The sequence below is a fragment of the Streptomyces sp. NPDC007896 genome (assembly GCF_042959425.1).
In the GTDB taxonomy this organism is placed as follows: domain Bacteria; phylum Actinomycetota; class Actinomycetes; order Streptomycetales; family Streptomycetaceae; genus Streptomyces.
This window is the reverse complement of sequence record NZ_JBIBKX010000001.1, coordinates 1,270,745-1,297,684: the sequence shown is the minus strand read 5'-3', so window position 1 is coordinate 1,297,684 and position 26,940 is coordinate 1,270,745. Positions and strand designations below refer to the sequence as shown.

At 69.4% G+C, this 26,940-nt stretch carries 18 protein-coding genes and 2 pseudogenes; 9 read left to right on the top strand and 11 right to left on the bottom strand.

From position 1 onward, the window contains the following. Nucleotides 1-154: 154 nt before the first annotated feature. The 4 genes and pseudogenes from ACFZDJ_RS05825 to ACFZDJ_RS05810 all read left to right on the top strand — a co-directional run. The gene (locus tag ACFZDJ_RS05825) at nucleotides 155-610 is read left to right on the top strand and encodes a DUF6083 domain-containing protein (protein WP_391056356.1); all 456 of its coding nucleotides are present in this window, start codon (nucleotides 155-157) and stop codon (nucleotides 608-610) included. A gap of 838 nt (nucleotides 611-1,448) precedes the next feature. Then, nucleotides 1,449-1,799, top strand: a complete 351-nt coding sequence (locus ACFZDJ_RS05820; protein WP_390927134.1) for a hypothetical protein — start codon at nucleotides 1,449-1,451, stop codon at nucleotides 1,797-1,799. Between the two features lie 442 nt (nucleotides 1,800-2,241). Continuing rightward, a complete protein-coding gene (locus ACFZDJ_RS05815) occupies nucleotides 2,242-3,453 on the top strand; it encodes an acyltransferase family protein (RefSeq protein ID WP_391056354.1) in 1,212 nt (403 codons plus the stop codon). Nucleotides 3,454-3,697: 244 nt separating this feature from the next. Further along, nucleotides 3,698-3,766: pseudogene (locus tag ACFZDJ_RS05810) on the top strand (CPCC family cysteine-rich protein); the annotation flags it as partial. A gap of 315 nt (nucleotides 3,767-4,081) precedes the next feature. On the opposite strand, the gene ACFZDJ_RS05805 reads toward ACFZDJ_RS05810, so the two are convergent. The 4 genes from ACFZDJ_RS05805 to ACFZDJ_RS05790 all read right to left on the bottom strand — a co-directional run bounded on the left by ACFZDJ_RS05805 (nucleotide 4,082) and on the right by ACFZDJ_RS05790 (nucleotide 8,840). Further along, nucleotides 4,082-4,879 (bottom strand): hypothetical protein, encoded by a 798-nt coding sequence (locus tag ACFZDJ_RS05805; RefSeq protein WP_391056351.1) that lies wholly within the window; start codon nucleotides 4,877-4,879, stop codon nucleotides 4,082-4,084. Between the two features lie 918 nt (nucleotides 4,880-5,797). After that, nucleotides 5,798-6,610 carry a class I SAM-dependent methyltransferase gene (locus tag ACFZDJ_RS05800; protein ID WP_384905761.1) on the bottom strand — a complete coding sequence of 271 codons (813 nt, stop codon included), beginning with the start codon at nucleotides 6,608-6,610 and terminating at the stop codon, nucleotides 5,798-5,800. 386 nt (nucleotides 6,611-6,996) lie between these two features. Continuing rightward, on the bottom strand, nucleotides 6,997-7,803 hold the full coding sequence (locus ACFZDJ_RS05795; protein ID WP_391056347.1) for a WecB/TagA/CpsF family glycosyltransferase: 807 nt from the start codon (nucleotides 7,801-7,803) through the stop codon (nucleotides 6,997-6,999). A gap of 32 nt (nucleotides 7,804-7,835) precedes the next feature. Further along, on the bottom strand, nucleotides 7,836-8,840 hold the full coding sequence (locus ACFZDJ_RS05790) for a glycosyltransferase (RefSeq protein ID WP_391056345.1): 1,005 nt from the start codon (nucleotides 8,838-8,840) through the stop codon (nucleotides 7,836-7,838). Nucleotides 8,841-9,492: 652 nt separating this feature from the next. Here ACFZDJ_RS05790 and ACFZDJ_RS05785 point away from each other — a divergent pair. Together ACFZDJ_RS05785 and ACFZDJ_RS05780 are read left to right on the top strand one after the other, a co-directional pair. Further along, complete coding sequence (locus ACFZDJ_RS05785; protein ID WP_391056342.1) at nucleotides 9,493-10,677, top strand: O-antigen ligase family protein; 1,185 nt, start codon at nucleotides 9,493-9,495, stop codon at nucleotides 10,675-10,677. A gap of 323 nt (nucleotides 10,678-11,000) precedes the next feature. Next, nucleotides 11,001-12,314 (top strand): lipopolysaccharide biosynthesis protein, encoded by a 1,314-nt coding sequence (locus ACFZDJ_RS05780; protein ID WP_391056340.1) that lies wholly within the window; start codon nucleotides 11,001-11,003, stop codon nucleotides 12,312-12,314. A gap of 48 nt (nucleotides 12,315-12,362) precedes the next feature. On the opposite strand, the gene ACFZDJ_RS05775 is transcribed toward ACFZDJ_RS05780, so the two are convergent. Next, entirely contained in the window at nucleotides 12,363-13,241 is an 879-nt protein-coding gene (locus ACFZDJ_RS05775) for an FkbM family methyltransferase (protein WP_391056338.1), read from the bottom strand. A 324-nt stretch (nucleotides 13,242-13,565) separates the two neighbouring features. On the opposite strand from ACFZDJ_RS05775, the pseudogene wecC reads away from it, so the two are divergent. Then, nucleotides 13,566-14,744: pseudogene (gene wecC / locus ACFZDJ_RS05770) on the top strand (UDP-N-acetyl-D-mannosamine dehydrogenase); the annotation flags it as partial. On the opposite strand, the gene wecB reads toward wecC, so the two are convergent. Further along, nucleotides 14,646-15,974 carry a non-hydrolyzing UDP-N-acetylglucosamine 2-epimerase gene (wecB, locus tag ACFZDJ_RS05765; protein ID WP_391056335.1) on the bottom strand — a complete coding sequence of 443 codons (1,329 nt, stop codon included), beginning with the start codon at nucleotides 15,972-15,974 and terminating at the stop codon, nucleotides 14,646-14,648. The pseudogene wecC and the gene wecB sit on opposite strands and share 99 nt — an antisense overlap. 263 nt (nucleotides 15,975-16,237) lie before the next feature. Between wecB and ACFZDJ_RS05760 the strand changes: the two genes are divergently transcribed. Beyond that, a complete protein-coding gene (locus tag ACFZDJ_RS05760; RefSeq protein WP_391056333.1) occupies nucleotides 16,238-18,535 on the top strand; it encodes a Gfo/Idh/MocA family oxidoreductase in 2,298 nt (765 codons plus the stop codon). Next, a complete protein-coding gene (locus tag ACFZDJ_RS05755; RefSeq protein WP_391056330.1) occupies nucleotides 18,535-20,442 on the top strand; it encodes an asparagine synthase-related protein in 1,908 nt (635 codons plus the stop codon). Before ACFZDJ_RS05760 ends, ACFZDJ_RS05755 begins: the two co-directional genes overlap by 1 nt. On the opposite strand, the gene ACFZDJ_RS05750 is transcribed toward ACFZDJ_RS05755, so the two are convergent. The 5 genes from ACFZDJ_RS05750 to ACFZDJ_RS05730 all read right to left on the bottom strand — a co-directional run bounded on the left by ACFZDJ_RS05750 (nucleotide 20,418) and on the right by ACFZDJ_RS05730 (nucleotide 26,728). After that, nucleotides 20,418-21,680 (bottom strand): hypothetical protein, encoded by a 1,263-nt coding sequence (locus tag ACFZDJ_RS05750; protein WP_391056328.1) that lies wholly within the window; start codon nucleotides 21,678-21,680, stop codon nucleotides 20,418-20,420. The genes ACFZDJ_RS05755 and ACFZDJ_RS05750 overlap by 25 nt on opposite strands. 95 nt (nucleotides 21,681-21,775) lie before the next feature. Beyond that, nucleotides 21,776-23,248, bottom strand: a complete 1,473-nt coding sequence (locus ACFZDJ_RS05745; protein ID WP_391056325.1) for an exopolysaccharide biosynthesis polyprenyl glycosylphosphotransferase — start codon at nucleotides 23,246-23,248, stop codon at nucleotides 21,776-21,778. Nucleotides 23,249-23,464: 216 nt separating this feature from the next. Next, nucleotides 23,465-24,295 (bottom strand): glutaminyl-peptide cyclotransferase, encoded by an 831-nt coding sequence (locus tag ACFZDJ_RS05740; protein WP_391056324.1) that lies wholly within the window; start codon nucleotides 24,293-24,295, stop codon nucleotides 23,465-23,467. Next, nucleotides 24,288-26,174 carry a DUF4012 domain-containing protein gene (locus ACFZDJ_RS05735; RefSeq protein WP_391056322.1) on the bottom strand — a complete coding sequence of 629 codons (1,887 nt, stop codon included), beginning with the start codon at nucleotides 26,172-26,174 and terminating at the stop codon, nucleotides 24,288-24,290. Before ACFZDJ_RS05735 ends, ACFZDJ_RS05740 begins: the two co-directional genes overlap by 8 nt. Continuing rightward, nucleotides 26,171-26,728, bottom strand: a complete 558-nt coding sequence (locus tag ACFZDJ_RS05730; RefSeq protein WP_391056320.1) for a hypothetical protein — start codon at nucleotides 26,726-26,728, stop codon at nucleotides 26,171-26,173. The genes ACFZDJ_RS05735 and ACFZDJ_RS05730 overlap by 4 nt, the downstream gene beginning before the upstream one ends. Between the last annotated feature and the right edge of the window lie 212 nt (nucleotides 26,729-26,940).

Below are 26,940 nucleotides of genomic sequence, written 5' to 3'. Positions count from 1 at the left end.
CAACGGCCGTCGCGCGCTTGGTTCGCATCGAGGGGTAGGTCGGTGGAGCACCTTCGGTCGTTGAGACTCCATCGACCCCACAGACATGTGATCGGCAAATGAGGCCAAATCGCGACCTACTGGGATCGAGTCGGATTCGTTCACACTCGAACCCATGGGGGCGATAAGGGATCGCGAGCGGTACTTATGCCATCGGTGCGGAGAGGTGAGCCCGACCGTGCGTGATCGCGGGCGGATCAACCTCATGAACAGATTCTGCGAGCCGTGCTGGAACGTCTTCGCCAACGAGATGGCCGAAGCCGATGGAGCCACAGCCGCCCCAAGGCCAGAACTCGACCCCGACGACGTGTCATGGATCGAGCCACCAATTTGCCAGGAGTGTGGCGTATTGGTCCGCATATACCCAACCAGCTACGACCGTTGGGTCAGCCTCGCCACGGTGGAACTCCCCGCCAAAGACGTCCCAGAGCCCTTCCGGTGGCGTTTGACGAGGCTCCCGGACCAATCCCACCTCGCCACCGATATCGTGGCCGTACGGCTCCGCGGAATCGATCCGCTCCCCGGCGAGCCGGTCGTGCCGGCGCATCGCATGATGTGTGTCCCGGACTAGGTGAGTCATGGATCACGCGCAGAGAGGGGCGGCCCGTGCCCCGAACGTGCCCGATCGAGCGGCGACCTACGGGGAACAGTGGGGACCGTCGGCAACCACCCCGAGAACCCCCAGGTCAGGGTTGCGCAAGGTCAGCCCATATCCAGTTACGCGATCTTCCGAACTGGTGCGCCGTCGATCAGGCCTCCGAAGTCGCCGTACCGCAACGGAGTACAGCAACCGGGCAGACCACGGTCAACCGAGTAAGACCCCTTCCACCCTTGCTGAACAGCCAGTCGACCCTCAGCGACCCTCGTGCCCGTAGTTCGCATCGAGGAGCGCAGTCGGCAGCGTTTGAATTCAGTCATCGAGACTCCGCCGATCTCGTAGCCGAGTGTGCGCTCAGCGTTGGTGGATTGGGACGTTCCGTTACCCCAACGGGCTGTCGCTAACAAGGTCTTGGTGTACCTGGAAGATCGCAGGGTCTTGACGACAGTGCGAGGAATCCCTGAGGCCCTTCACGACGCCCCGCAATGCATCGAGTCGGTCCAAAAGATACGCGAGACGCTGACCCAGGTTCTCATGGAACCCGACACCGGCGATGAGTTGGCTGGCCATCTGAAGATGATGCGAGCTGCATGTCGGAAATATCTGGACCAAGTGGATCTCAACCGCATATCGCGCCGGCCCCATGAGACCCGCACGGTGCTGGTCGCTACTGCCCTCGGAGAACGAGACTTGGCGAGTCACTTCTTCGGCCACTGCTCACGCGCTTGACTCGCCCGTGAGCACTCCACTGGTCCCGCGATAGGCTCACCGCCGATCTGGCCAGGTCTCGGAGTCGTAAGGGGGAGGAACCGTGCAGATCGCCGTTCACTGGGGGGATCTATGGGCACCCGTTTCGATGATGGCCCTGAGCGTCATTCTCAGCCTGGGAACTCGTCGGTGGCGACGCAAGCGGCAGGCTGCCGTGATGTCGCGCTCACGGACTCACTGGGAATGGCTGCCGTTCATGTTCGGGCTGGTTGTAGCGATCGCAGAGCTGGCGCGGCTCCTCGACGTACCCGACCCTGGGATCACGATCTCCGACGTGGTTGCTCATGCGCTCGCGCTCACCACGGTTTTCATGGTTGCCCGGACACTGTTCATCCTGTTCATGCGCGGAACCCGGCTCTTGTTCCGACGCCGAGGAGCTGACAGCAGTAACTGACGTCTGACCTCAGTGCCTGCCACCGACGCGCAAGGGCAAGATCCGGATCGCGAGCAGGAGCCGTGAGTGTCTGACTGCGTGACAACGTCGACGCACAGCCGCAGTCAACCACGCACATCCACGGACCATCGCAGCAGGTGAGAAGCACACCGGCCCAGGTCGAGCACACACCCAAGTTGCTTCGGGGCGAAGACGTCGTGGGTTCGAATCCCGCCACCCTGACTCGGAAAGCAGCAGGTCAGGGCCGGTTTCCCGCATCAAGGGAGACCGGCCCTGATTGCGTTCCGGGGTGCTCTGGGTGTCAGCTGGGCTCCACCCGGTCAGGGAAAGACACGACACCCCATCGCTGTCTGCCAAAGGTTGATGTTTGCTTATCCTTACGTCAATGGTCATATAATGCGCCGGTTACTGACGGACCCCCGAAGGGCTACGGCGAAACCCCATGTCTTTGCCAGGCATACGGGCGGTGGTGACACCTCTCCCCAAACGCCTCGACTCCCTCACGAGCCTGCGCTTCTTCGCGGCCTTCGCGGTCTTCACCACCCACTTCACCGGGAGCGGCGGCAAGACCGGACTGGGACGGGCGCCGTTGATCTTCCCCTACGCGCAGTTCGGCGGAAACGGCGTCAGCCTCTTCTTCGTTCTGTCCGGCTTCCTGATGATCTGGGTCTTCAAACCGAACGAGCACCCAGGCGCCTTCTACTGGCGCCGCGTAGGCCGGATATGGCCCGCCCACCTGGTCGCCCTGCTGCTGGGCACCTACGCCTACTACACGGCGGCGCACCTCGCGATCAGCTGGCCCAGCCTGATCTCCTCCGCCTTCCTGGTGCAGACCTGGTCCCCGAATGTCACCCCGGCCCTCCCCGGGAACGAGGTCACCTGGACGCTCAGCGTCGAACTGCTCTTCTACGCCCTCTTCCCGCTGCTGGGCCGGATCGCGGTCAGGCTGCGCACCCGCTGGCTCGGGTTGGTCACGGCAGGCGGACTGGTGGGAATGTGGGCCGTGGACTGGTTCGCCACCACCCACTACTCGCCCGCCCACGCGGCCTGGGTGATGCGCCACCCTGTGGTTTACCTGCCGGAGTTCCTGCTCGGCATGACGGTCGCGCTCGCGGTCAAACGCGGCTGGCGGCTGCCGCTGCACCCCTCGGTGCCGGTGGTGCTGCTGGCGGCCTACGTCTACTGCTACTACGACGGCCAGGCCCTGTTGCCGGCGGGGGCCGCCGCGCAGCTCGACTATCTGGTGCGGCCGGTGGTCGCGGTCCTGGCCGCACTGATCATCCTCGCCTTCGTCCAGCGCGAGGTCCGCGGACTGCGCGGCGTACTCAACGCCAAGCTGATGGTCCAGCTCGGCCTGTGGTCGTACTGCTTCTACCTCCTGCACCACTCGATCAGCCGGCTGGCCATCTACCAGTGGGGCCGCATGCCCGACAACAACGGCACGCTGTTCGCGCTGATCGGCATGAGCATGGTCGTCGTCGTGCTGGCCTGGGCGTTGTACTCCGCGGTGGAGGAGCCCGCGGAGAAGTGGTGGCGGCGGCACACGCCGCAGCGGTGGCTGCGGCAGGGGCCGCCCGGCGGGCGCACAGTGGCACTTCCGCCGCCTCGCCGGTCAGAGACCGAACCGCGCGAGCCGGTCGCCAACACGTCGTGAAGCCGGCCTCGTGATCGACCGATAGCTCTTGACGTGTCCGTGTCTTGAGCGGCGCGGCGGATGATGCCGAAGGCCGACGCGGCTGTTGGCACGTGCCATAGCCGTGCCACATCGTGCGGTCAATCACGGTCAACGACGGCGACGCCAACTCTGCTCCGACGCAGGTCAGCGAGGCGACACCTCCCAAACCACCTGAGCTTCCCAAGCTCATGGCTCGGCCGAAGACGGTCCGTACCCCTGTCCCTGCTGCGGCTTCCTGAGGCTTGGTGAGCGTGGCAACTTCGAGATCTGTCCCGTGTGCTTCTGGGAATGAACACCCCACGGTCTGACATCACCAGCTGACATCAACGTCGCCAGACGACAACGGCTCCCGGAGACTGGAACTGGACTACGGACCGACCGGCGAGCACGAGTTAGAGCCATCCGCACGGCTGAGGGATCGAACTCCTCATGCGGTACTCACGCATGAGTGCTCTCCCGGGCCGTCCTGGGGCCGTGAAAGGGCTCAATGGTGACCAATGTCGACAGCTGCCGACAGCTCGACAGCAGGCCAGGGCGTTGATCGTCAGGCGGCCGCAGGTCACGGCAGCCGGTGATCAGTTGTCGGCGCACTGATCGTGCCTGTCGCCTACGGCCCGCCGTCGAAGAAGCCGGACTTCAGGTCGCCGATGACGGCGTCGAGTGGATGCCCACTGACGATGAACGGTCCGCTCCAGGGCGCGCTGAGTGCGAAGAGCAACGCCAGGCTCAGCCCGACCACACTCGCGACCCCTACGATCAGCAGTGACGTTCGCAGGCTGCTGCGGAAGACCAGCGCGCCGGAGTTCACGATCAAGGCCAGTCCGCTGACCACAAGCGTGACGACGTAGAGCGCGGGAACGTCGCGCGAGGCGGCCGCGATGCGGGCGCGACGACTACTGGTGACACCGTCCAGGGAAGCCACCAGCTCCGTGCCTGTCGGGGTTCCCACATCGGGCCGGGCCGCCTCGGCGCGCACACTCCGCTCCAGCCGTGCGATCGCGTGAGCGGTGGCGGGGTCGTCACCGGACGCTGCTGCTGTAGCCTCCCACTCCCTGGCACGCGTGGTCTGCAAGTAGTCCAGCAGTGCCGCATGGATCGGCTCCGACTGGACTCGCGGACTTGTCGCCGCCCACGCCAGGCGGGAGGCCGCGGCCGCCTCGTCGCTCACCAACGCCTCGGCTGCGCGCAGGTAGCCGGACTCGCTGGCCAGTGTGAGTGCCGCAAAGATCGCGAAGGCAGCGCCGAGTGTCGGCATCAGGGGCGTGGCGATCTGCGGCACCCGATCCCGTTCCGCGACCGGTACGAGCGCCCGGACGCCGACCCGCGACACGGCCGCGACCAGTAAGGCGAGTAGAAGTCCGCCCACAACCAGCACCACCGCCGGCAGCGAGGTCAACCAGTTCACCACATCACCTACAGCGCGTTCCCGCGAGCCCCCCAGGGCGGCGCCACATCGGGCCCCGCGACCTGGAGCTCCTCGTCGATCACTTTTAATGAACGCTCCATGATCACAGGCCGAAGACCTTTGACACTCGCGACGCCCGGCACGGCATCTCTTTTCGTTGGCCGAACAGCCGAATACGGCAAGCCCGACCGATGTGACGCAGCAGGGAGAGGATCCCGGATTCTTGTCCAAGTCCCTCTCCCGGCGCGGGTTGAGCGGAGGGCTGTCCCGGTACCCGCTTCGCCGATCGTCCTCCTCGGATGCGGTGAGATTCGCTTACCGTCAGAAGGTGACCGCGGCTGGTGGCTAAGCAGAGCACGTCTCCCGGACCTCCGCCGACAACGGGCTCAGCACAGCGAAGCTCTCTTCTGCCCGCACGTATGAACGACCGTCGCCGGGCACTTCAGTGGGCTCCAGTCCGCGCGGGACGTGGATGCGGGCCAGGCTGTGCGGGGACTCTCTTTCGTAGCTGATGCTGAGGAATTCGGTCAGTGGGCTGCCGTTCGGAACTCGCATCAGGGCTGCCCAATGCCCATGCGCCTCGACCGCTGTAGCGCGGTCCGTGACGCGCAGAGCCGCCTCAGCCGCTGTCCACGGGGCCAGCGTCCCCAGCCGCCGACATACATGATCTTGCGGGGGCGGACGAATCCACCACGTACGCCGGCGTGTCCCAGGACGGTCCGACGGAAACGCGTTGCCTGATTTGGCCCTGACCTGGGGTTTGCGGGCAGCGGGCGGGATTCTTCGCGCTGATGCTACGCGCCAGGAGCCGCGCCGCCGCGATCCACGGATGTGTTTGCTGACCGTCGTCGCGCTCCGGGACTTTGATCCTCCCGCCCCGGAGCCATTCCTGCGGGTCCGTCTTGGACAGAAGGCTGATCAGCGGCGGTTCCGTGCGAAGAGCCCGAATGTGGTGGCAGGAGCGAATCGTTCCCCCAGCGCCTGCAGCACTCCTGACTGCGTCGACCAGTAACGTTGCAGCTCCACATCGTGAAACACCGGTGCCAGGAGTCCCTGTAGGGCCACCTCGTCCACTCCCTGGCGGACGACGTGGTACTCCGACATATCCGCCTCGTTCGTCTCGTCGTAGCGGCCGCGCAGGCGGCGCACCCTGGTGGCCAGGCCACGGCGCAGTTCGCCCTGACCGAGCCTCCAAAGAAGATAAGCACCGTGATCCAAATTCATGGAAAGTCCCGACCTGCGCGGGTACCACAAGGGGTCCTGAATGCTGAAGAAGACACCGCCGGGATTAATGCGCTGAATGAGATGTTCGACGGCACCCAGGTAGTCAGGGATGTGGTGAAGTACAGAGATGCACACCACGGCGTCGAGCGGCTCCGGGCGGAAGATTTCCTTTCCTTCAGCGTCATGAATGACGGTGACGTGCGGATTGTTCCGGAAACGGTGCCGAAGAACCGCGGCGCTGGGGGCGCTCATCTCCGTCACCTCGACCTTTGCCCCGGCCGCCACCAGATGGTCGGTGAAGGTTCCATGTCCGGCGCCGACCTCGAGGACCCGGCACTGGCCATTTCGTTCGATGACCTTACCCACCAGGTCGTGCACGCCCGAGATCACTCGCTCGCGGATCTGGTGATGCCGAATATGCGGAGAACCTTTCGCATAATCATGACCATCGCCGTGGGCGCGTTCTTGAAGATGCCCAATTGTGGGCCCAGTCAAAGTTTCCGTCATGCGAGGACACTATTCCGGAGGCTGTCTTCACGGCCGGATCAACGGAGATCGGGAAGCGTGATTCACACATTCGGCCGCAAGTATTCCGCACCGACTTTTTGAGACCGGACTCGCAACTCGCTGCCCCTCTCGTATCGTGCCGTCCCGCTTCGGAGGAATCTCCCGCGGTCTTTCGGGGATCTTCACGATCGCCGCCTCGTCACCAGGGTCGTTACGCACGTGTTCGAGATGCTGCGACCGCCCGCCCCAGGCCGGGCATGGCATGTTGCCGTGAGCACGCGGCCGGCTGCTGCGTCGACTGCGGTGGTGCGGCAGCCGGAAAACGCGCTTCGCGGCCCAACTGGCTCGCACGGCACGGCCGGTCGTGCCGGTGCGGGCCGTCGGCCCTACGCGTCGCCCCCGCGGCCGGTCAACAGCCGCGCCCAGTACGCGGCGGTGAGGGCTACGAATCGGGTGTTGCCCACCGCGTAGCGCAGGAACATGCGACGCGGCTCCTGGACGAGTCGGTGGAACCATTCAAGGCCGGCGCGCCGCATCCACCGTGGTGCCCTGCTACGGAGTCCCGCCACCACGTCGAAGGATCCGCCGACACCGACCACCAGGGCGCAGCCCAGGTCCTCCTGTCGGCGGGCGAGGAAGTACTCCTTGCGTGGACTCGGCACGGCGAGGAACAGGATGTCCGGGCGGGTCTCACGGACGGCCGCCACCACCCGCGCCTCCTCGCTCTCGTCCCAGTAGCCGTCCCGGTATCCGACGACCTCGACGCCATGCCCGGCGGCGATGCGCGCGGTCTCCTCGACCACCTTCGCCTCAGCACCCAGGAGGTACACGCGGTATGCGTTGCGCGCGGCGCTGCGCCACAGCGCCAGCATGAAGTCGATGCCCGCCACGCGTTCGGGCAGGGGGCTTCCGAGGAGGCGGCCGGCCCACACGACCGACTGCCCGTCCGGGTTGACGAGCGAGCACGAGCGGATGATGCGCGCCAGCTCCGGGTCGTCGTGCGCCTGGACGATCTTGGCGGCGTTGAGCACGACGTGCTGGTGGGGGCCGCCGTCCGCGATCAGCGCCTCGGCGGCCGCCACCGACTCCTCCAGGGTGAGCGGATGGACGGGGAGTCCGCACACCGTCACGGGCGGGCGGGGGGCCGTCGGCCTTGTCGACCCGTCGTGGTCCAGTAGTTCGGGTGTGGACACGCTGTCTCTCCGTTCGCCCCCCATACCACCACTCAGAAATTCGTTTCAAGCCAGATCCGTGAGAACGCTTCCCTGACCGTGTCCGGATCGTAGAGCGGGCGGAGTTCTTCCCAGGCCTTCTGTTGCCGACGCCGGACACCGCCGAGGTCGGCCATGCACAGCGTCAGGAAATCGGTGACCGATTCGACAGTGCTGTCGATCTGCTCCACACAACCCCGGCTGAACAGTTCCGCGCTGCCGGGCGACCAAGTCGCGGCCACGGCGCAGCCCACCTGAAGGCCTTCGAGCAGCACGAAGGGAAGTCCCTCTGCCCATCGGGCGGGCAGGACGAAGACATCGACCCCGGACCAGAACGAATGAACCTTGTCCGGTGCCAGTACTCCGAGGTCCTCGTCCACGCACGACATGTGATGAGGTGGCACGTCACTGCGTATTCCCGCGACCGAGAACTCCACTGGGACGCCTGTTCGTTTCATTCCGGCCACCGCATCGCAGAGGATGTCGAAGCCTTTGCTCCTGTGCATCGTCCCCAACCAGCCGACGCGCAAGGGTCCACCGGAATCCGATGGGCGAGGCGAGACGGCGCCCATGGGCGCGGGATTTCTCATCACATGCACGGATGCGACTCGGCAACCGGACGCTCTGATATCTTCCGCCACGTTCTCACTGAGTACCAGCCAATGACTGCCCCCGAGCGCCTTTCTCAGAAACGCGTTCGAGCGCAGTCGCGCGGGAAGCTGAGAACCGTGGAGATGCATCACGGGGGCGCAGCGGAATGCCCTGGCGAGCAGGGTGATGATGGCGTCGCGCAGGAGCGGCATACCCCACTGGGAGATCGGGAGATAGATCGCGCTCGGTGACCTCACCGTCAGCACACGGGCACAACGCGCGACGGCGGCCACCGTCGCGGCCGCCCCGGCCGACCAGGTCGCCTTGAACTTCATGGATCCGGTGCGGTCCGCGGAAAGCGAGACGACCGACACGACCCGGCAGCACGACTCCACGACCGGCGTGAAGAATTCCGCGGCTCGCCCCATTCCACCCAGGCTCGCACTGTGCCTCAAAACCAGGACACTCGGCCATGAAGTCGCGGAAGGACTTCTCTTGCGGATCGGGAACACTGCCCTTCTCCTGTGCATCAACAATGGCGCCTGCGGTGAAAAGCGGAGTTTCGAAATGATGACGCTCACCCTCTGACCCTCGTGGTCATCTTCGCCGGAGGGCGGTTCTTCGGTAAAGACCTCACCATGAGATCACCCGTCCAATGAGGAGTCCAGGACGACACGGAGCTGCCACACTGTCCATTTATTCATAAGAATTGCCGCCCGAATCCGCTGGGGAATCGTGACCGTGATCCGCCGAGTTGGGACTGTCCGCGTGGTAGGACAGAGCGGGACGACGGAAGGAGACGTCATGGGCGCGTTGGGTGTGGACTCCGCACTGCTCGGGCTTTTGTTTTCTGCCGCCTGTGTCGGCGCCCTGCTTCTCGTTTCCGTATTTCGGAGGGTGGCGGTCTGGTTGCTGTGGGGAGCAGCTCTGGCGCCTTTGTTCCTGTTCGGCAGGGACTATGCGACGGTAGGTCTCGATCCGGTCTACCTTCTGGATGTCCTGGTCGCACTCGCACTCCTTGCCGGTTCTCCGGTCTGGGCTTCACGAGCCCTTTCGGAGCCTCGCCTGCGGGGATACCGCATGTGTGCCGTTCTGCTGGCCATCGCCGCGGCCCAGGCAGTGGTCCGTGGTGTGTCACAGGGCTATCCGGGCGCAATGAAGGGTTGCATCCTGGGGCTGTATCCCCTTTTCGCCTGGGCCGCCGCGGTGTGGTTCCTCACGCAGCCCGCCGAGGAGTTCCTCCGGAGGAGATGGCTCCTGTACCTGCCGACCACGGGCGCGCTCCTGATGATGGTGCTGGGCGGGTCGATCATGCCCGCCGCCGTGGGGCTGTACCTGGCGATCGCCGGAGCCTTCGGCATGGTCCTGCGCAAGGGAGGGGACAGCCGGCTGCTTCTGTGGACGCTGATCGGGTCCGCCTGCCTCACGGCGGCGGCCGACAAGCGCGGACCGCTGCTTGCGGTGGGTGCGGCGATCGCCGCGACCACGCTGGCCAGCCGGGCGTGTCGCCGTAGAACGGTCCAATGGCCCGCGCTGACCTGGAGCTTCCTCATCGTGGGGCTGGTGGCTGTGATCAGCGTGTCGGTGGCGTACCGGCAGCCTTCGGACCTGCCGGTCGTCGGTGGGCTGGTGGGCCGGATGCAGGCAAGTGAGAACGATGCCGACAGCGAGGCGGCCAACAATGTGGAACTGCGCTACGTCATGTGGCGCACGGCCCTTGATGTCGCACGGTCCGAGCCCCTCCTCGGCGCCGGAGCGGGCCGCCCGATCGAGGTCGTGTTCCAGGGCGCGGAGCTCGACAAGGCCGCGTCGGGCCCCCACAACTCCTTCGTCGGGTACGTCTATTACCTGGGCTGGCTGGCGGGCACCGCATTCGCGCTGCTGATCGTGGCGACGTTGTGGCGCACGTGGCGGGCGCGCTCCCATCCTGTCGCGTCTGCCTGGTTCGGGGCGACGGTCGGCGTCTGCTGCATCGCCTTCACGAATGTCGCCTTCGAGACCACGTACATCGGTCTGCCGTCGTGGCTGGTCGTGGCGTGTGCCTTCGCCCTCGTCGGTGTTCCGCGCACCGCGGTGCCGGCCGGGGACACCGGCTCGGCTCCCCTCGCACGGCAGAGCAGCCCGGACATCGCCCTTGCTCCGGCGCTCTCCGGTACCGGGCCGTCGGAAGCCACCGCCCATCGGCCCTGGCGCCGGCGACCGGTGCTCGCCCCGGCGGCCGACCCGCCTCCGCCGCGCCCGGAGGTCTGTCCGCTCGGCCGTTGAGGAGTATCCGATGCACGCAACGCAAAACCAGGGTCTGCGGCCCGTCGGTCCGCCCGGGGCGCCGTCGAGCGCACCGGGACTCGGCTCGCCCCGCGAAGGCTTCTCTCTGGGGACCCGCGTCGGGCGAGGGTGCCGGATCTGCCCCTCCCGTCCGGTCGTTCGCCCTGGTCGTCGGCTACGGAGCACTGCGCCACGTATGCGACGTCCGGCGGGCGCAGCGTGAGGTCCACGCCGGTCGCCCGGGACCGCGGTCGCGGGCGCGCATGTGCTCGGCGGCGCGTCAGGTCCCAGAGTCCGGACGGCCCATGACGCGGAAGGGGACGATGGGCATCCCTGTGTCGCGAGTCCCGGCGTCGCTCCGCGGAGAGGCCTCGCTGGCCTTTCTCGGCGTGGTGGGCGGAGCGGTCACCGCGCTTTTGGGCTCACTTCTGGTGGCGCGGCTGCTCGCGCCGACCGAGCGGGGCCACTACGCGTCCATCGTGGTGTTCATGACCCTTGCCCTGACGTGTCTCGAGATGGGCGGTGAGGTGGGGGTCCTCAGAGGCCTCGGGGAGGTGCGGAAGGAAGGGACGTCGTTCTCCGCCGGTTATCTCGCCTGGACGCTCCTGGCCTCCGCGTCGGTGGCCGCCGCCGCGCTCGCGGTGGGCGATTGGACGCCCCCTTGGTTGCAGCCGTCGTGGCTTCTTCCGCCCTGTGCCACCGCCGCCGTCTACGGGGGACTGGTGTTCAGGCTGACGACCGGGATGCTGGTGAGCGGCGGTCGGCTCCGTCGGTTGATCGTGGCACGGACCCTCGGGAACTGCGGACCGGTCCTCGGCTGCCTGCTCTGCGTGCCCCTCGGGTTCACCTCGGCCCTGGAGGTGGCCACTGTGTCGTTCGTGGCACAGGCGGTGCTGAACTCCGTTCTCCTGTTCCGTCTCGAGCAGGCCAGGGGATCGCTGCTTCACCTCGCCAAGCATGGACGGGGCAGGGCGGCGTGGCGCCGGAACGTGGCTCTCGTCTGGTGCCGGGGCAACGTGGATCTCCATGTCCTCAACGGGTCCACATACGTCCTGCAGCGTTCCGACCAGATGGGGCTCTCCGTGGTGGGGGCGGACAGGACCCTCGGGATCTACGCCATCGCCACCAATGTTTCGGAGGTCGTCAGCTACCTCCCCGCGGCCCTCTTTCCTCTCGTCTCGCGAGGGCAGCCGGGCCACCCGGTCGACTTGCGGAGGATTTTGCTGCTGCTCGCCCTTTGTGTCGGGGCCTGCACACCGTTGGCCTACTTCGCGCTGCCCCTTGTCTACGGTGAGGCCTATCGGGCGGCTCAGCCCGCGGTCCTCCTCCTGGTGCCGGCCACCGGTGTGCTGGCGGTGGGGCGGCTCTTCCAGGGGGTCGAGCTCCGTGACACCGGACGGCGCAGAACCTTGGCGGTGATTGCCGTGGCAGCCGCGGCGTTCGAGTTCACCGCCGTGTTCCTGTGCGGCGGGGCGGGGCCGGCGGCCGCCGCCCTCGCCTGCGCGGTGGGTTACACCGCCTTCACCGTGTGGATCATGTTGTCCCGCACGACGAGGCGGTCGCTGGGAGCACGGCCCGGCATGGACGCCGTGCCGGTGCAGGGCGGTGCGTCGGCCCGGGACACCGTCGACGGTTGACGGGACCGAGCGCGATGCCCCCACCGCCGACGCCGGCGACCGGGACTCTCAGGGGCGGGGGCGGGGGCGGGGGCGGGCCAGGGACTCGACGAAGGGAGCGTCGGGCCGACACGCGGCGAAGTTGTACCCCCGGGTGGGATCGATCTTGAGCGCGGCGATCTCGCGGATCTCCAGCGGGCGGCGCCTGCCGGGTGACATGACCACCATGCCCATGTCCATGAGATGACGGCTGACCTTGCAGGTGGGGTCCTGGCCGTGGTCCTCGAACAGGAAGACGACGTCTCGTTCGGAGAGGGTCTTCCTCGCGCCCTCGACGGCGGGGATCTCGGCGCCTTCCACGTCCAGCTTGACCACCACGGGTCCCGTCAGTCCCGCACAGTGTCGTTCTACGAGCGTGTCGACGGTCAGTGATGCGACGTCGAAGGACCGCCAGCCGTTGCGGCCGACGTCGCCGTCCCTCTCACACACGGACGCCGCCGCATGACACAGATGGTGGCCGACGATCGAGAGCGAGACATCGTCGCGACCCCACAGGGCCGCGTGGACGAGCGCGACGCCCCCGCCGTTCAGGGCGATGTTGTCCGTCAGCCGGTGGAAGGTCTCCGGGCTCGCTTCCACCGCCACGACGCGCCGGGTCCGATGGCGCGTCAGCACCGACCAGAAGCCGATGTTGGCGCCACAGTCCAAGAAGATCGCCTCGGATGTGAGCACCCTGTCCAGCATGTCCCCGATCTCCGGCTCATAGACGAAGCCGGGATCCAGCAGCTTCGTCCAGTAGCCGTCGTCGAGGTGCACGTGCAGCCGTGAATCCTCGCCGATCCGGATGGTGACCCGGTTGTTCGTGTCGAAGTACTTCGACAGCATCCAGGTCAGGCGCTGGACACCGCGATGGCGGATCGGTCTGGCGGCTCGAGCGAGCAACTCCACGGCGATTGCCTGGAGATGGGGTCCGACGCCCCCGCGCACTGTGACCCTGCGGGACCTCTTGCGGTGCGCACGGTATTCCGTCACATTGCTTGCGTGGTTTTCGCGGTTTCCCACCTCGGTGCGACTCATAGGCGCAACGTATCCATGGGCAGGATCACGGTTACCGAAGTTGGCGGGCGGATACAACCGATTCACGCATTCGGCGGATCGGGAACGTGTGGAACAGCGGCCGATCGGTGACATGCCGGTCTTTCACATACCCCGGAGAGAAACCGTTCTGACACGATGACGAGCTGAATCGCCCGCCGAAAGGAATTCCTTCAGGTGTTCTCCACCGTCTGCGTGGTCGGCCTCGGATACATCGGCCTCCCCACCGCCGCCGCCCTCGCCACCCACGGCATCGACGTCATCGGTGTCGACGTCAACCCCGCCACCGTCGAACTCATCAACGCCGGCCGTGCCCCCTTCGTCGAACCGGATCTCGCGGTGGCCGTCAGCGGGGCTGTGGCCATGGGCCGGCTGCGGGCGACCGGCGCGCCCGAGCCCGCCGACGCCTTCATCATCGCCGTCCCCACGCCGCTCCAGGAGGACCGTACTGCGGACCTGTCGTACGTGCGCGACGCGGTGGCGTCGGTGGCGTCGGTGCTCAAGGCGGGCGACCTCGTCATCCTCGAGTCGACCTCGCCGCCCGGCACCACCGTCGAGCTGTCCCGGTGGCTGGGCAAGCACCGCCCCGACCTGACCTTCCCCCACGAAGCGGGCGAGGCGCCCGACGTACGGGTCGCCCACTGCCCGGAACGTGTCCTGCCGGGCCGGACGATGATCGAGATCGTGACCAACGACCGGGTTGTCGGAGGCGTGGGTGAGGGCTGCGCCGAGCGGGCGCGCACGCTCTACGAGGTGTTTGCCAAGGGGGAGTGCCTGCTCACCGACGCCACGACGGCGGAGATGGCCAAGCTCAGCGAGAACGCCTTCCGGGACGTCAACATCGCTTTCGCCAACGAACTGTCCATGGTCTGCGACCACGTCGGCATCGACGCGGGCGACGTCATCGCCCTGGCCAACCGTCACCCGCGGGTCGACATCCTGCGCCCGGGGCCGGGTGTCGGCGGGCACTGCATCGCCATTGATCCCTGGTTCATCGTCGGCACCGCGCCCCGGCAGTCGCGTCTCATCCGGCTCGCCCGCGAGGTCAACGACGAGCGGCCCGACTATGTGCTCGGCGAGGTCGTCCGGACGGCCGGCCGGTTCAAGGACCCGGTGATCGCCTGCCTCGGTCTGGCCTTCAAGGCGAACATCGACGACCTCCGGGAGAGCCCCGCCCTGCACATCGTCACGCAGCTGGCCGAGCGTCAGCTCGGCCGGCTGCTGGTCGCGGAACCGCACATCAGGGAACTGCCGGACTCACTGGCGCAAACGGGCGTGGCCGAACTCGTCGACGTCACCACCGCGGTGCGGGACGCCGATGTCGTCGTACTGCTCGTGGACCACGATGCCTTCCGCGGCGTCAAACGGACCGCGCTGCGCGGCAAGGCCGTCTTCGACACGCGCGGCATCTGGAGCTGACGCCGAGTCGCCTGCGGAGTCCGGCGCGTCGCCGAACTCCGCAGGGCGCCCGCACAGGCCCATCCAGTGCCCGATCGCCCGTACGGTACGGTCCGCGGCGCGCCCGTCGCCGTACGGGTTCACGGCCTTCGCCATGGCCGCGTATGCCGCACGGTCGTGCAGCAGCAGGCGTACCTGCTTCACGATGTGCTCGCGGTCGGTTCCCACCAGGCGGCTCGTTCCGGCCCGGAGGGCCTCCGGGCGCTCCGTGGTGTCCCGTATGACCAGCACGGGCTTGCCGAGGCCCGGCCCCTCCTCCTGGATGCCTCCGCTGTCGGTCAGGATGATGTGCGCACGGTTCATCAGCCGGGCGAACGCCCCGTAGGCCAGCGGCTCCGTCAGGCGGATGCTGCCGATGTGGGCGACCTGGGGCAGGATCGCCGCCCGTACGACCGGATTGGGGTGCAGCGGGAGCACGATGAGGAGGTCGGGCTCGGCACGCGCCAGATCGGCGAGAGCACTGCCGATGGACTCCATTCCGCCTCCCCATGACTCCCGGCGATGGGCCGTCACCAGCAGGACCCGGCGGGCCGTGTCGTCGAGGTCGGCCAGGGCCGGGTCCCCGTAGTGCGCCTTGCGCCCGACCGCCCAGAGCAGGGCGTCGATGACTGTGTTCCCGGTGACCACGACGGACGACGGGGGGACGCCGTCTCGCAGCAGGTTGTCCCGCGCGTCAGGGGTGGGCGCCAGATGCAGGGAGGCCAGCTGGGTCGCGAGCCGGCGGTTGATCTCCTCGGGGAAGGGCGAGTACCGGTCGCCGGTACGCAGTCCCGCCTCCAGGTGGACCACGGGGATCTGGCTGTAGAAGGCGGCGAGGGCCCCGGCGAACGCGGTCGTGGTGTCGCCCTGGACCAGCACCGCCTCCGGGCGCTCGTGCCGCAGCAGCGGACACAGCCCGTCGAGGACACGCACGGTGATGTCGGCGAGGGACTGGCGCTCGCTGAGGATGTCCAGATCGTGGTCGGCCCGCACCCCGAACAACGCGTGGACCTGGTCGAGCAGTCCGCGGTGCTGGGCGGTCACCGTCACCGTCGGCCGGAATATCGGGGACCGGTCCAGTGCCTCGATCACGGGGGCCATTTTGATGGCCTCAGGCCTCGTTCCGTAGACGACCATCAGTCGCTTCACCCGAATTCTCCTTCCGGGCGGGCACCGGACCGCTGCCGGGGTGGCACCCATCGGTGGCCGTAGTTCCCCGGAGCGAAAGAAGGGCTCGCCGGGCACCAGGGAATCGGTATTCCGCGACAACGCCCATCATGCCGGTGGCATGTTCACCCGGCCGTATGGAGATGTTCGTCCGTCTGGTCCGTTCCGGGGAAGAAGCGCATGTGCCGGTGATTTGCCCTCCCTACAGTGCGCTGGGCCGCGATCCCTCCCCGTAAAGGCAGGAAATGAAAACAGTCCTCCTGTCCCCGCGCACCGGCGCCATCACGGTGGGAGAAATTCCCGCCCCCGAAGCAGCCGCCGGTGTGGTGGTGATCCGCAACGACTGGTCGCTCATCAGCGCGGGCACGGAACGGGCCACCGTCTCGACCGGCGCGCAGAGCCTGCTCGGCAAGGCGCGGCAGCGGCCCGAGCAGGTGGCGCAGGTGATCGACAGCGTGAAGCGAACGGGCCTCGTCGAGACCTACCGGACGGTCCAGGACCGCCTGGACCGTCCGGTGCAGCTCGGGTACTCCTGCGCGGGCACGGTCCTGCGGACGGGCGAGGGGGTCGACGACATCCGCCCCGGGATGCGGGTGGCTGCCGCCGGGGCCCGCTACGCGTCGCACGCGGAGATCGTCGCCGTGCCCCGCAACCTTGTCGTCCCTGTGCCGGACGCCGTGGACACCCAATGGGCCGCCTTCGCCACGGTCGGCGCGATCGCGCTTCAGGGCATCCACCAGGCCGAGGTGGTGCCGGGCTCACGGATCGCCGTCATCGGCCTCGGCCTGGTCGGCCAGATCACGCTCCAACTGCTGCGCGCCTACGGATACGACGGGGTGGGCATCGATCCCGACCCCGCCATGGTGGCGCTCGCCGAGTCGGCGGGTCTTGTGGCCTTCCCGCGGGAGGCGGCCGGCCTGCCCGGCGACGTCTCCCGGCACTGGGCGGGCGCCGACGCGGACGCGGTGCTCATCACCGCCGCCACGTCCAGCTCCGACCCCGTCGAGTTCGCCGGCCTCCTCGCCCGTGACCGCGCCACCGTGGTGGTCGTCGGTGACGTCAACGTCGCACCGCCACGGTCGTCCTACTACCACAAGGAATTGACGATCCGTTATGCGCGGTCCTACGGCCCCGGCCGATACGACGCACGCTTCGAAGAGGACGGCCATCCGTACCCGGAGGGCTATGTCCCATGGACGGAACGGCGCAACCTCGCCGAGGTGCTACGGCTCCTGGCGACGGGCGCGGTGGACTTCGCCCGGCTCAAGCCGCGGGTCTTCGCCGTCGAGGACGCGGCCGGCGCGTACGAGGCGCTGAAACCGTCGACCGCCGGACGCAGCGTCGCCCTGCTGCTGCGCTACTCCGCAACCGCGCAGCTCCCGTCCCGGCCGGCTCCGGAGGCGGGCTCCCGCACCTGGACCGCCCCCCGCGGCACCTTGCGGCTCGCGGCGATCGGCGCCGGCAACTTCGCCACGCGGACGCTCTTCCCCGAGCTGGAACGGGAACCCGGCGTCGCGTTCTCGTGGGTCGCCGGCGGACGGGGGCTGTCCGCCGCGCACCAGGGCCGACGGTGGGGTTTTCGTACCGTGGCCGAGAGCGTCGACACCGGCCTCGCCTCGGGCGACGCGGACTGCGTGATGGTGCTCAGCCGCCATGACAGCCACGGCCGGTATGCGGCGCGGGTGCTGCGCGGGGGCGCCGCCCTGTACTGCGAGAAGCCGCTGGGCCTGACGGAGACGGAACTGGAGGATGTCGCGGACGCCTGGCTGATCTCCGGCGCCCCGGCGATGGCGGGGTTCAACCGGCGGTTCGCCCCCGCGGTGCGGGACCTTCGCGCTGTGCTCCCCGCGGGCGCGCCCCTCCAGGTGGTCCATCGGGTGTTCGCGGGCCGGCTCCCGGCCGACCACTGGTACTTCGACCCCGGGCAGGGTGGCCGGCTGCTCGGCGAGGTGTGCCACTTCATCGACACCGCGGGCTTCCTGGTCCCCGGCAGGCCGGTCGGTGTGCGGGCGGTCGGCGTGGATACGCGGGACCCCGCCGCCGCGCAGAGCCTCACCCTGCAGATCACCTACGACGACGGGTCGGCTGCCTCCATCGTGTACGGGGGGCTGACGCCGCCCGGCGCGCCCAAGGAACTCCTGGAAGTGGCCACCGACCGGGTGGCGGCCAGAATCGAGGACTTCCGCTCGCTCACCGTGTGGAAGGGGGGCAGGGCGGTCACGACGAAGTACCGGGGCGGCCCGAAGGGACACGCGGCCGAGATGCACTCCCTCGTCCGACTCGTCCGGGGCGAGCCCCTCGGCGAGGAGACCGCTGCCGCCACCGACTTCGCCTCGGCGCTGTGGAGTTCCCTCGTCGCCTGCCGTGCGGCCCGCTCGCTCACGGAGGACGGCGTCGTGGGGACCGCCCCCCGCACACCGGCTCTGGCCAGGGCACTGGGGTGTCCGCCGCCCGGTCCCAGCGCCGCCGGCGCCGTGCCGAAACCGGGTGGGCAGGCCGCGTATCCGGCCGGTGGTTCTTCCTCCACCACGGCGGCGCGCTGATGTGCGGTTTCGTCGTCCTGCTGAACCACACCGCGCGTCATCTGCCGCCCTCGCACGGGGACGCGTGCGCGGCGCTCGCGCACCGCGGCCCCGACGCGAGCGGACACCTGGACCTCGGCGGTGGCAATTGGCATGCGGCGCTGCACTTCCGCCGCCTGGCCGTCGTGGACCTCGATCCGAGGAGCGACCAGCCCTTCGGCTCCCCGAATCGGGGCGTGATGGTCTACAACGGCGAGATCTACAACGCTTCGTACCTGCGCGAGGTGCTGCGGAAGCGGCATGTGACGTTCACGACCGAGGGCGACACCGAGGTTCTCTACGAACTGCTGCTGCAGCCGGACGCACCGCGGCTGCTCGACCAGGTGGACGGTATGTTCGCCTTCGCCCTCCTCCTGCCCGACGGCGAGCTTCGCTACGGGCGTGACCGACTGGGCGTGAAACCGCTGTACGCGGCGGTGGACGCGGCGGGTCGCACGGTCGCGCTCGCCAGTGAGATCGAACCGCTGCGGGCAGCCGGGCTGACCGGCGACGTCGACCCCGTCGCGGTGGCGCAGGGCGCCATGTTCCTGTGGACGCCGCCGCCGCGGACCGGCTGGCAGCGCGTTCGTGCCGTACCGGCCGGCACGGTGCTGTCCCGGCGCGCTCCCGGCTATGACGCGGCGTCACCCTGGTGGCGGGCCGGTGCCGTGATGCCCGCCGAGGACATCGGTGCCGCGGTCCGCGCGTCGGTCGCCCGGCAGGTGCGCGCGGACGTGACGGTGGGGCTGTTGCTGAGCGGAGGGCTGGACAGCACCTGGCTGGGCGTGGAGATGAGCAGGGAGGGCTTCGCCGGACCCGCCTTCGCCGCCAGAGCGCGCACCAAGGCGCCCACCGGGGAGCCGTTCGAGGACGATGCCCCCTACGCCGCCCGGGTCGCCAGACGGCTGGGCCTGCCGCTGACGTGGGTCGACCTGGACGTCGACGTACTGCGCCGGATCCCGGAGCTGGTCACCGCCATGGAGCTCCCTTTCGGGGACCCGGCCGCCGTCACCCTCATGCAGCTCTCCCGTGCCGCCTGCGGTGAGGCGACCGTGCTGCTGTCGGGGCTCGGCGTCGAGGAACTCTTCCTCGGCTACGAGCGCTACCAGGCCGTGCTGCTGCTGCAACGGCTTCCCGCGTGGGCACGCCCCGCCCTCGGCGCCACCACCGTGGTTCCCGGACCCCGGCGCTACCGGGGCCGTGTCGACAAGTTCGGGCGGCTGCTCCAGCTCGGCCCCCGCGACTGGTCGTGGGCGACTCAGGCGTACTACTCGGGGCGGGAGTGGGCGGCGCTGTCGCCGTTCGTCGGACTGGAGGCGGTCACCGAGCGGCATCGCGAGGTGGCGGGCGGCGTGCTGGACGCGGGCGGGACGCCCCTTTCTGCGCTGGCCGAGTGCGACCGGCGACTGTTCCTGCCGGGGCTGAACCTGCTGTACGGCGACCGCGCGTCGATGCGGGCGAGCGTCGAGCTGCGGGTGCCGTTCCTGGGGGAGCCGGTGGTGGCCGCCGCCCTCGGCGCCGTCGCGGAGGAGCAGCTGCGGCTCGGCGACGGCAAGGCGCGCTTTCGCGCGGCGGCGGTGGCGTCCGGTGTGCCGGAGTTCGTCGCCAGGCGCCCCAAGACGGGGTTCGGGGCGCCGGTGCGGTCGCTGCTGCGCGAGCACGGTGACCGTCTGTGGGCCGAGGTGCGGCGCTCCCCGCTGTTCGACGACGTCTTCGACCGGCGGACCGCCGACCGCCTCGTCGCCGAACATGTCCGGGGCCGGCGCGACCGGGGGCTCGCCGTGTTCGGGCTGTTCTGCGCGGCCGTGTGGTGGGAGCGGAACGCGGCGGGAGGCGCGGGGCGGACCGCGGACGTCCTGTCGGGCTACGAGGCGGCCGTCGTCGGCTGAGCGGCCGGGGCGGCGGGGTACCGGCCGCCCGGCAGGACGGCGTGGAGGGCGGTCAGGGCGTCCAGTAGGGGAGCGGCGCTCCATCGGGGCGACTCCCACAGGGACCTGTTCCGCGGGGAGCCGCCGGCCCGTGTGTCCGCGCCGAGACCGGGGTAGCGGTCCACGACGGCGGTCAGCACGGCCCGGGGGAAGTCGGTCCGGACAAAACCGTGATGGGCCGCCCACGCCGCCATACGTACCGCTGTCGCGTCGTTGTTCGGGTCCCGTCTGCTCCGGCCGTCCGCGAAGTAGCGGGGCAGGGGGCCGTCGAACAGGTACCGCAGGTAGTGGTCCACTCCCCGTTCGAGGGGGCGCCGGACGTCAACGTCGAGCAGCGTTCCCGCCTGTTCGAGGCGCAGCAGCACGTACCCCGTGTGGAAGCCGTCCACCCAGCCCAGCCGCGGGCCCCGCCCGTAGGGCCACGAGCCGTCGGGGCGCTGACCGTTCAGGCTCACCTCGACGGCACCGCGGGCGGCATCGGCCAGGCGGTCCGCCAGTTCGCCGGGCAGCGTCCCGATGCATGCCAGGCGGCCGGCGAGCGCGGCACCCATGAGGTTGGCGTTGTGGACGAGGACGTCACTGGCGGGTGTGTAGGTGAAGAAATCGCCGTTGTGCAGGTGTTCCAGGAGCCCGTGAGCGAGGGTCCGTACCGCCTCGTCGCCGAGCGTCCCGGTGTCCAGACAGCCGTCCGCGCAGAAGGTGGTGGCCACGAGGTTCGGGAGGGAGGCGGGGTAGTACGCCCAGCGGGTCTGCACGTCGAACTCGTAACGCCACAGCCCGGCGTAGCGCCCGGACAGCTGCTCGGAGGCCGCCGACCGGCCCAGCCGGAGGGCGCGCTCCCGCCACACGGGGGAGGCCGAGAGCCTGGCGCAGGCGCCGGCCGCGGTTCCGGCGGCCGTCGCGGTGCGCAGCGGGTGAATGCCCAGGACCGGACGCAGGTCGATCCGGCTGCGTTTGACGGTCTGCAGGAGCACCTGCCGAAGCACACGGTGCACGGCCAGCCGTCCCAGCGGGCCGGTCAGCCCGTCGTATGGGTCCGGGCCCGCCCAGTCGCGGGCGTCGGCCCACCGGAAGAGCCGGTCCGCCAGGGCGAGCACGTCCGTGGCCGCCGGCGGCGAGCCGAGGCGGTCCCCCGGGGCGTGGTGGTCAGGTCCGAGGCGGTCCCGGGGTGAGTGGTCGGTGGGGGTTCCGGGCGGCATGAGCCCTCCAGGGGGATCGCCGGTGCTGGTGGATGCGGTGGACGTCAGTGGATGTCGGCGGTGCTGTCGGGCGTGGTGGCGGGTCGGGCAGTTGCTCAGTAGGCGCCCCTGCCCGCCACGACAGCGCCCACGGTCCGGCACAGCACCTCGAGGTCCCCCGACGGGGACCAGTTGTCCACGTACCTGAGGTCCAGGGCGACCGTCTCGTCCCAGGAGAGGTCCGAGCGGCCGCTGACCTGCCACAGGCCGGTGAGTCCGGGCTTGACGGCCAGCCGGCGCCGCTCCACCTCGTCGTAACCGGCGGCCTCGTCGGGCAGCGGCGGTCGCGGACCGACCAGGGACATGTGTCCCCGCACCACGTTGAACAGCTGGGGCAGTTCGTCCAGGGAGGAGCGGCGCAGCACCCGGCCGACGCGGGTGATCCGCGGATCACGGCGGATCTTGAACATTCGGCCGTCCTGCTCGTTGGTCCCGGTCAGCTGATGCCTCAGCCGCTCCGCGTCGACGACCATGGTGCGGAACTTGGCCATGGTGAACGGTTTTCCGCCGCGTCCGATGCGCGTCTGCCGGTGCACGGCGGGGCCCGGGGAGTCCATCCGTACGGCGAGGGCCACCGCCACGAACACCGGGGCGAGCAGCATGATCAGCAGCGCCGCGCCCAGCCGGTCCGTCACCGACTTGAGCAGCGTCGCAAGCCCCCGCCTCAGGGGCGGGGCCACGGCCAGCATGGTGAGCCCGGCCACGGAGAGGACGCCCACCCGGCGCCCGGCGACCTCGGTCAGACCCGGTACGACCACGAGCGGGCACTCCTCGCCGTGCAGGGCCCACGACAGCCGCCGCAGGCGCGTTCCGTTCATGTACGGTCCCGGCACGACGAGGACCACGTCCGCGTAGAGCCGCCGGGCCGCATCCAGTACCGGGGCGGAGTCGGCCGACGGGCGTGGCGGTGCCTGCCGGCCGATACGGGTGGCGACCGGGGCCAGTGTGTGCGGGTCCTCGTCGCCGATCGGGCACACCCCGACGACGACGAACTCGTGGTCGGTCCGCTTCGCGAGGTGGCTCACCAGACCGTCGACGGCGTCGGCCTCCCCGATCACCAGGGCCCTGCGGACGGTCCGGCCGTCGCGGCGTCGGGCGACCAGGTGACGGTGGATCAGATTCTGTACGGCGGCGCTCGTCGGGGCGCAGGGCACCAGGGCGGCCAGCGCAAGGAGGAACGGGGATTCCTCGCCTGTCGCAGCCCGTACCACCGCGAGCAGTCCGATCAGCACCAGCCAGTCCTGTACCGCGGGGCCGATGTTGTCGCGCTCACCGAGACGGGGCTCGCCGTAGCGGTCCCGTGCTCCGCGCACGAGCAGCCATGCTGCGGCCGCCACCATCGCGTAGGCCACGGCATGCGTGCCGCCGGTCAGCGTGAAGGCCAGATACACCGGCACGGCGGCGCCGGCCACTTCGCCGATGACGGCGGCCGGCGCGTACCAGACGGGCTTGCCGGTGCGGCGCCCGGTCGGCGGCTGCTCCCTGATGACCTGTCTCTGCGCAGGTCTTGCCACTGGTACGTGGGGCATCGTCTCCCCGAACAGCCACATTCGCCCTCCAAGCGCATCAAAAAAGGACTATTCGAGTGTGAACGGCTGCCCGGTGAACAGCGGGGTGCGACGCTGGGCTTCGAGCAACTCTCACCCGATGAGCAGAGCTCCATGCCTCGTGCATATGCGGACACCCGGGCCGGGAGGCGAGGGGTCCTCGTGAGGGCACTGAAGGTGTGCGGGGCCGCCCGTCCGTCAGGCCGGGGTCAGCGCGACGCGGAACATTCTGGGCCAGAACTTCCCGGTGATCAGGAACTGATGGGTGCCGGGGACCGCCGCGATACCGTTCAGCGCGGCCCCGGGGACGAGTTCGTCGTCGCGCAGCAGGCCCGAGGCGTCGATGCTCGCCGTCACCGCTCCGGTGACGGGATCGATGCGCACGATCCGGTCGGTGAAGAGCACGTTCGCATACACAGCGGCACCGACGCACTCCAACTCGTTCAGCTCCGTCAGCGGCCGGCCTCCTTCGGTCACGGCGACCTCGCCCGTCTTCGCGAGCGACCTGGGGTCACGGAACGTCAGCCGTGACGAGCCGTCGCTGGTCACCAGCCGGTGCCGGGCCCGATCGAGGCACACGCCCCAGCCGTCGTCCTGGTAGGGGACGCGACGCAGTTCCTTGAGTGTCCTGGCGTCGCGCTCGATGGCGGTCCGGTTCCGCCAGGTGAGCTGCCACAGGGTTCGGCCGAGCACGGTGATGCCCTCACCGAACAAGGGTGCGGGGAGTGCCGCGCGGACCGCGGGCTTCTTGCCCAAAGGCCCTGCCCGTACCGAGGACCGGCCGGAGATGCCGGTGCCTTCGTAGAGCGTGTCGCCGGCCATCTCGAGTCCCTGGGTGAACGCTCGGGGGTCGTGCGGAAAGGTCTCGAGCACCTTGACCCGCAGGTGCTCGACCCGGTGCGCGGCGACCCGCCGCCCACCCGCGGCCCCGTCTGCCGGATCGTCCGGGCCGTGCTCTCCCGTCGCGCACGACGCGAGCAGCAGCACCCCCAGGAGCACCGCCCCGGAGTGGCGCAGGCGCTCAGACACGGCAGGCACCGTCCGGTTTCAGTGTGGCTCGCAGTGGCGTCACCAGGGACTGGCGCAGAAGGACCGGGGCGCGGTCCGCGTGCGGCTCCAGCAGGTGCAGCACCAGCGTGCGGCTGGAGTGGGCGGGCAGCTCCAGGTCCAGCGTGTACACGGCGTGGCCGCGTTCGACGCCGGGCGCGAGCTGCGCCGGGCGGCCGTCCAGGGTGGCGCCGGTCAGGGAGGCGCCGACGCCCGCGTAGTACGACACCAGGAGCCGGTTGTCGCCCGGCCGGGTGCGGTAGGGCGGGGAGTCCTCCCGCAGGGTGACGTAACCGGGCAGTCCGGAGACCGGGGCCCGGTTGGTCAGGGTCACGGTCGCGGTGACCGGGCGGTCGCCGCGGGAGCAGCCGTTCGCTTCCCAGACCAGGCTCCGGTCGAGGTAGTAGTCCAGTTTGGAGCCGGCCGCGTTGTTGACCACCAGCCCCGCGAAGGGGCCGGGAGTGTCCGGGAGCGCGCCCGAGTAGGAGCGCGACTCGAGGAGACGTTGCTCCGCCGCATGCGCGCTCCACACCTTCAGCCGTCCGTCCCGCTGGGCGTCGTTCAGAGCGACGAGCAGGGCGGGCAGCCGGCGCATGTCGCCGGTCGCGGAGATCAGGGGCGCGGCGGCGGCGCGGGCCGCCTCGACGAAGAACGCCTTGCGTCGGGCGACGTCGTCGTACATCGCGTAGCTGGCCCGTTCGGTGAGGTCCACGACGTTGTCGGCGGTCAGCTCGGTGCCGCCCGCCATGCGGGCCGGGCCGGTGACGCGCAGCAGACGGCTCAGCGTGGCGGGGTCGACGGCGAACACTCCGTCCACGCGCTCGCCGGTGTGTTCGCGCCACGCCGCGGCCCAGATGCGGGCCGCGTAGGGGAAGTGCGGGCTCATGTTGGAGTTGGCCCACACGCGGGTGGGGTCGCTGCCCTGGTAGCGGGCCGTGAAGTCGGCTCCCAGGTCGAGGTCCGTCTTCGCCGTGGCCATCTCGGTGTTGTTGCCGAAGCGCTCGAAGGACAGATGACCCCGGTCGGCCGACAGCACGGCGAAAGCCCCCGGAACGCCCCCGGTGCCACGCGCCTCGGCGATGTTCTGGAACGCGAGGAAGTAGCGCCGTTCCCCTTGAGTGCCGAGCAGGGGCGGCAGGACGCGGGCCGCCAGGGAGGCGTCGGTCATCACCGGGCCGAGGTGGTCGATCTGCCGCGCGAGCCCGGCCCGGGCCCGGTCGACCGCCGGCAACCAGGTGGACCGGGGCAGCCCGTGCACGTCGGCCTGCACCTCGGCCGCGGCGCGGGCGGCCCGGACGACTTCCGGCGCGTGCCTCTGCAAGGTCATCAGGGCCTCGGACATCCCGTCACCGCGGCCGTCCGGCGTGGCTGGTGGCAGGGCTCGCACCAGCGGGGACAGCACATCGCCGGCCAGCCGGTCGGCCGCGTACGCGGCCCCGCGCACGGTCCTGACCGGGCCGCCGAAGAAGGGCAGCGCGGCTGCGGGGTACCAGGCCGGGCCGGTGGTGAGGCGATGCGCCCGAGCGGCGTGGGCGGCGGCGGAACGCACCTCCCGTTCCCGCTCCTGGGCGGACGCGGGCACGGCACCGGAGGCGGCGCCGGGCACGGGCGCCACCGACTGCCGCAGCGCGTCGAGGTCCCGTCCGGCCGCGATCAACTCCGAACGGGCGAGCAGTCCGGTGACACCGATCCAGACGGCGCCGGCCAGGGGGAGCGCCGCGGCGGCCAGCAGGGTGTTCCTGAGTACGCGACGGCGCCCTGATGCCCTCTCGCGGGAGTGGCCGGGCCCGCGCATGCGGAAGGCGTCTCGGCCGGGGCCGGGACGCCTTGATTCCGCCGTGCCGATGTCCTGCTCCGTCATGAACTGCGGCGACGGCGCACGGCCAGCATCGTGCCCCCGCCCGCCGCGACCAGCCCCGCCGCGGCGCCGCCCAGTGCCAGGGCCTTTTCATTGCCTGTTTCAGCGAGGTTGGGACGGTGATGGGGGTTCCACGAGCCGCCGGGTTGGCTGCCCGGCCGACCGACCCTGTTCTGCACATTGATGCGGACGGAAAGCGTCAGGTTGGGGTGGCGGGCGATCAGTTTGAACGTGTGGCGGCCCAGCACGGTGCGCCTGGGGATGGTCACCGTGCCTCTGACGACTCCTTTCCTGTCCGCCCTGTACCTGCCCAGGTCGACTTCCTTCGAGAACAGCGCCGCGGTGACCAGCTGCCTGGCGGCGAAGCCGGTGCCGCGGAAGGTCAGTGCACCTCCGGCGGGCAGCGTGGTGCGGCTGAGGGTGAGGCTCGGGGGTGGTGGCGGGTACTGCGCATGGGCGGTCTGCGCCCCCACCAACGGTGCCGCGACGAGCACGGCAGCTGATCCTGCCGATGCCAGCGCAACCCGCCATCTGGGCGATGTCGTCATCTTCTTCACTCTCCTCGACTTCGGTCCGGGCCAAGCCGCAGCGTCGGCCGTGAGCAAGATCTGGGTACCAACATCTAGATACATGGAATAAATGGGACATATAGCCATCGACTGGCGTGATGCCGGGCAGAAGCCACCGGATGGTGGAGTGCTCGCTTCCCGAATGGCCCACGTTCGGCGGGCCGACACAGGGGTGGCTCCCCCGGTTGGTGCGCGCGAGT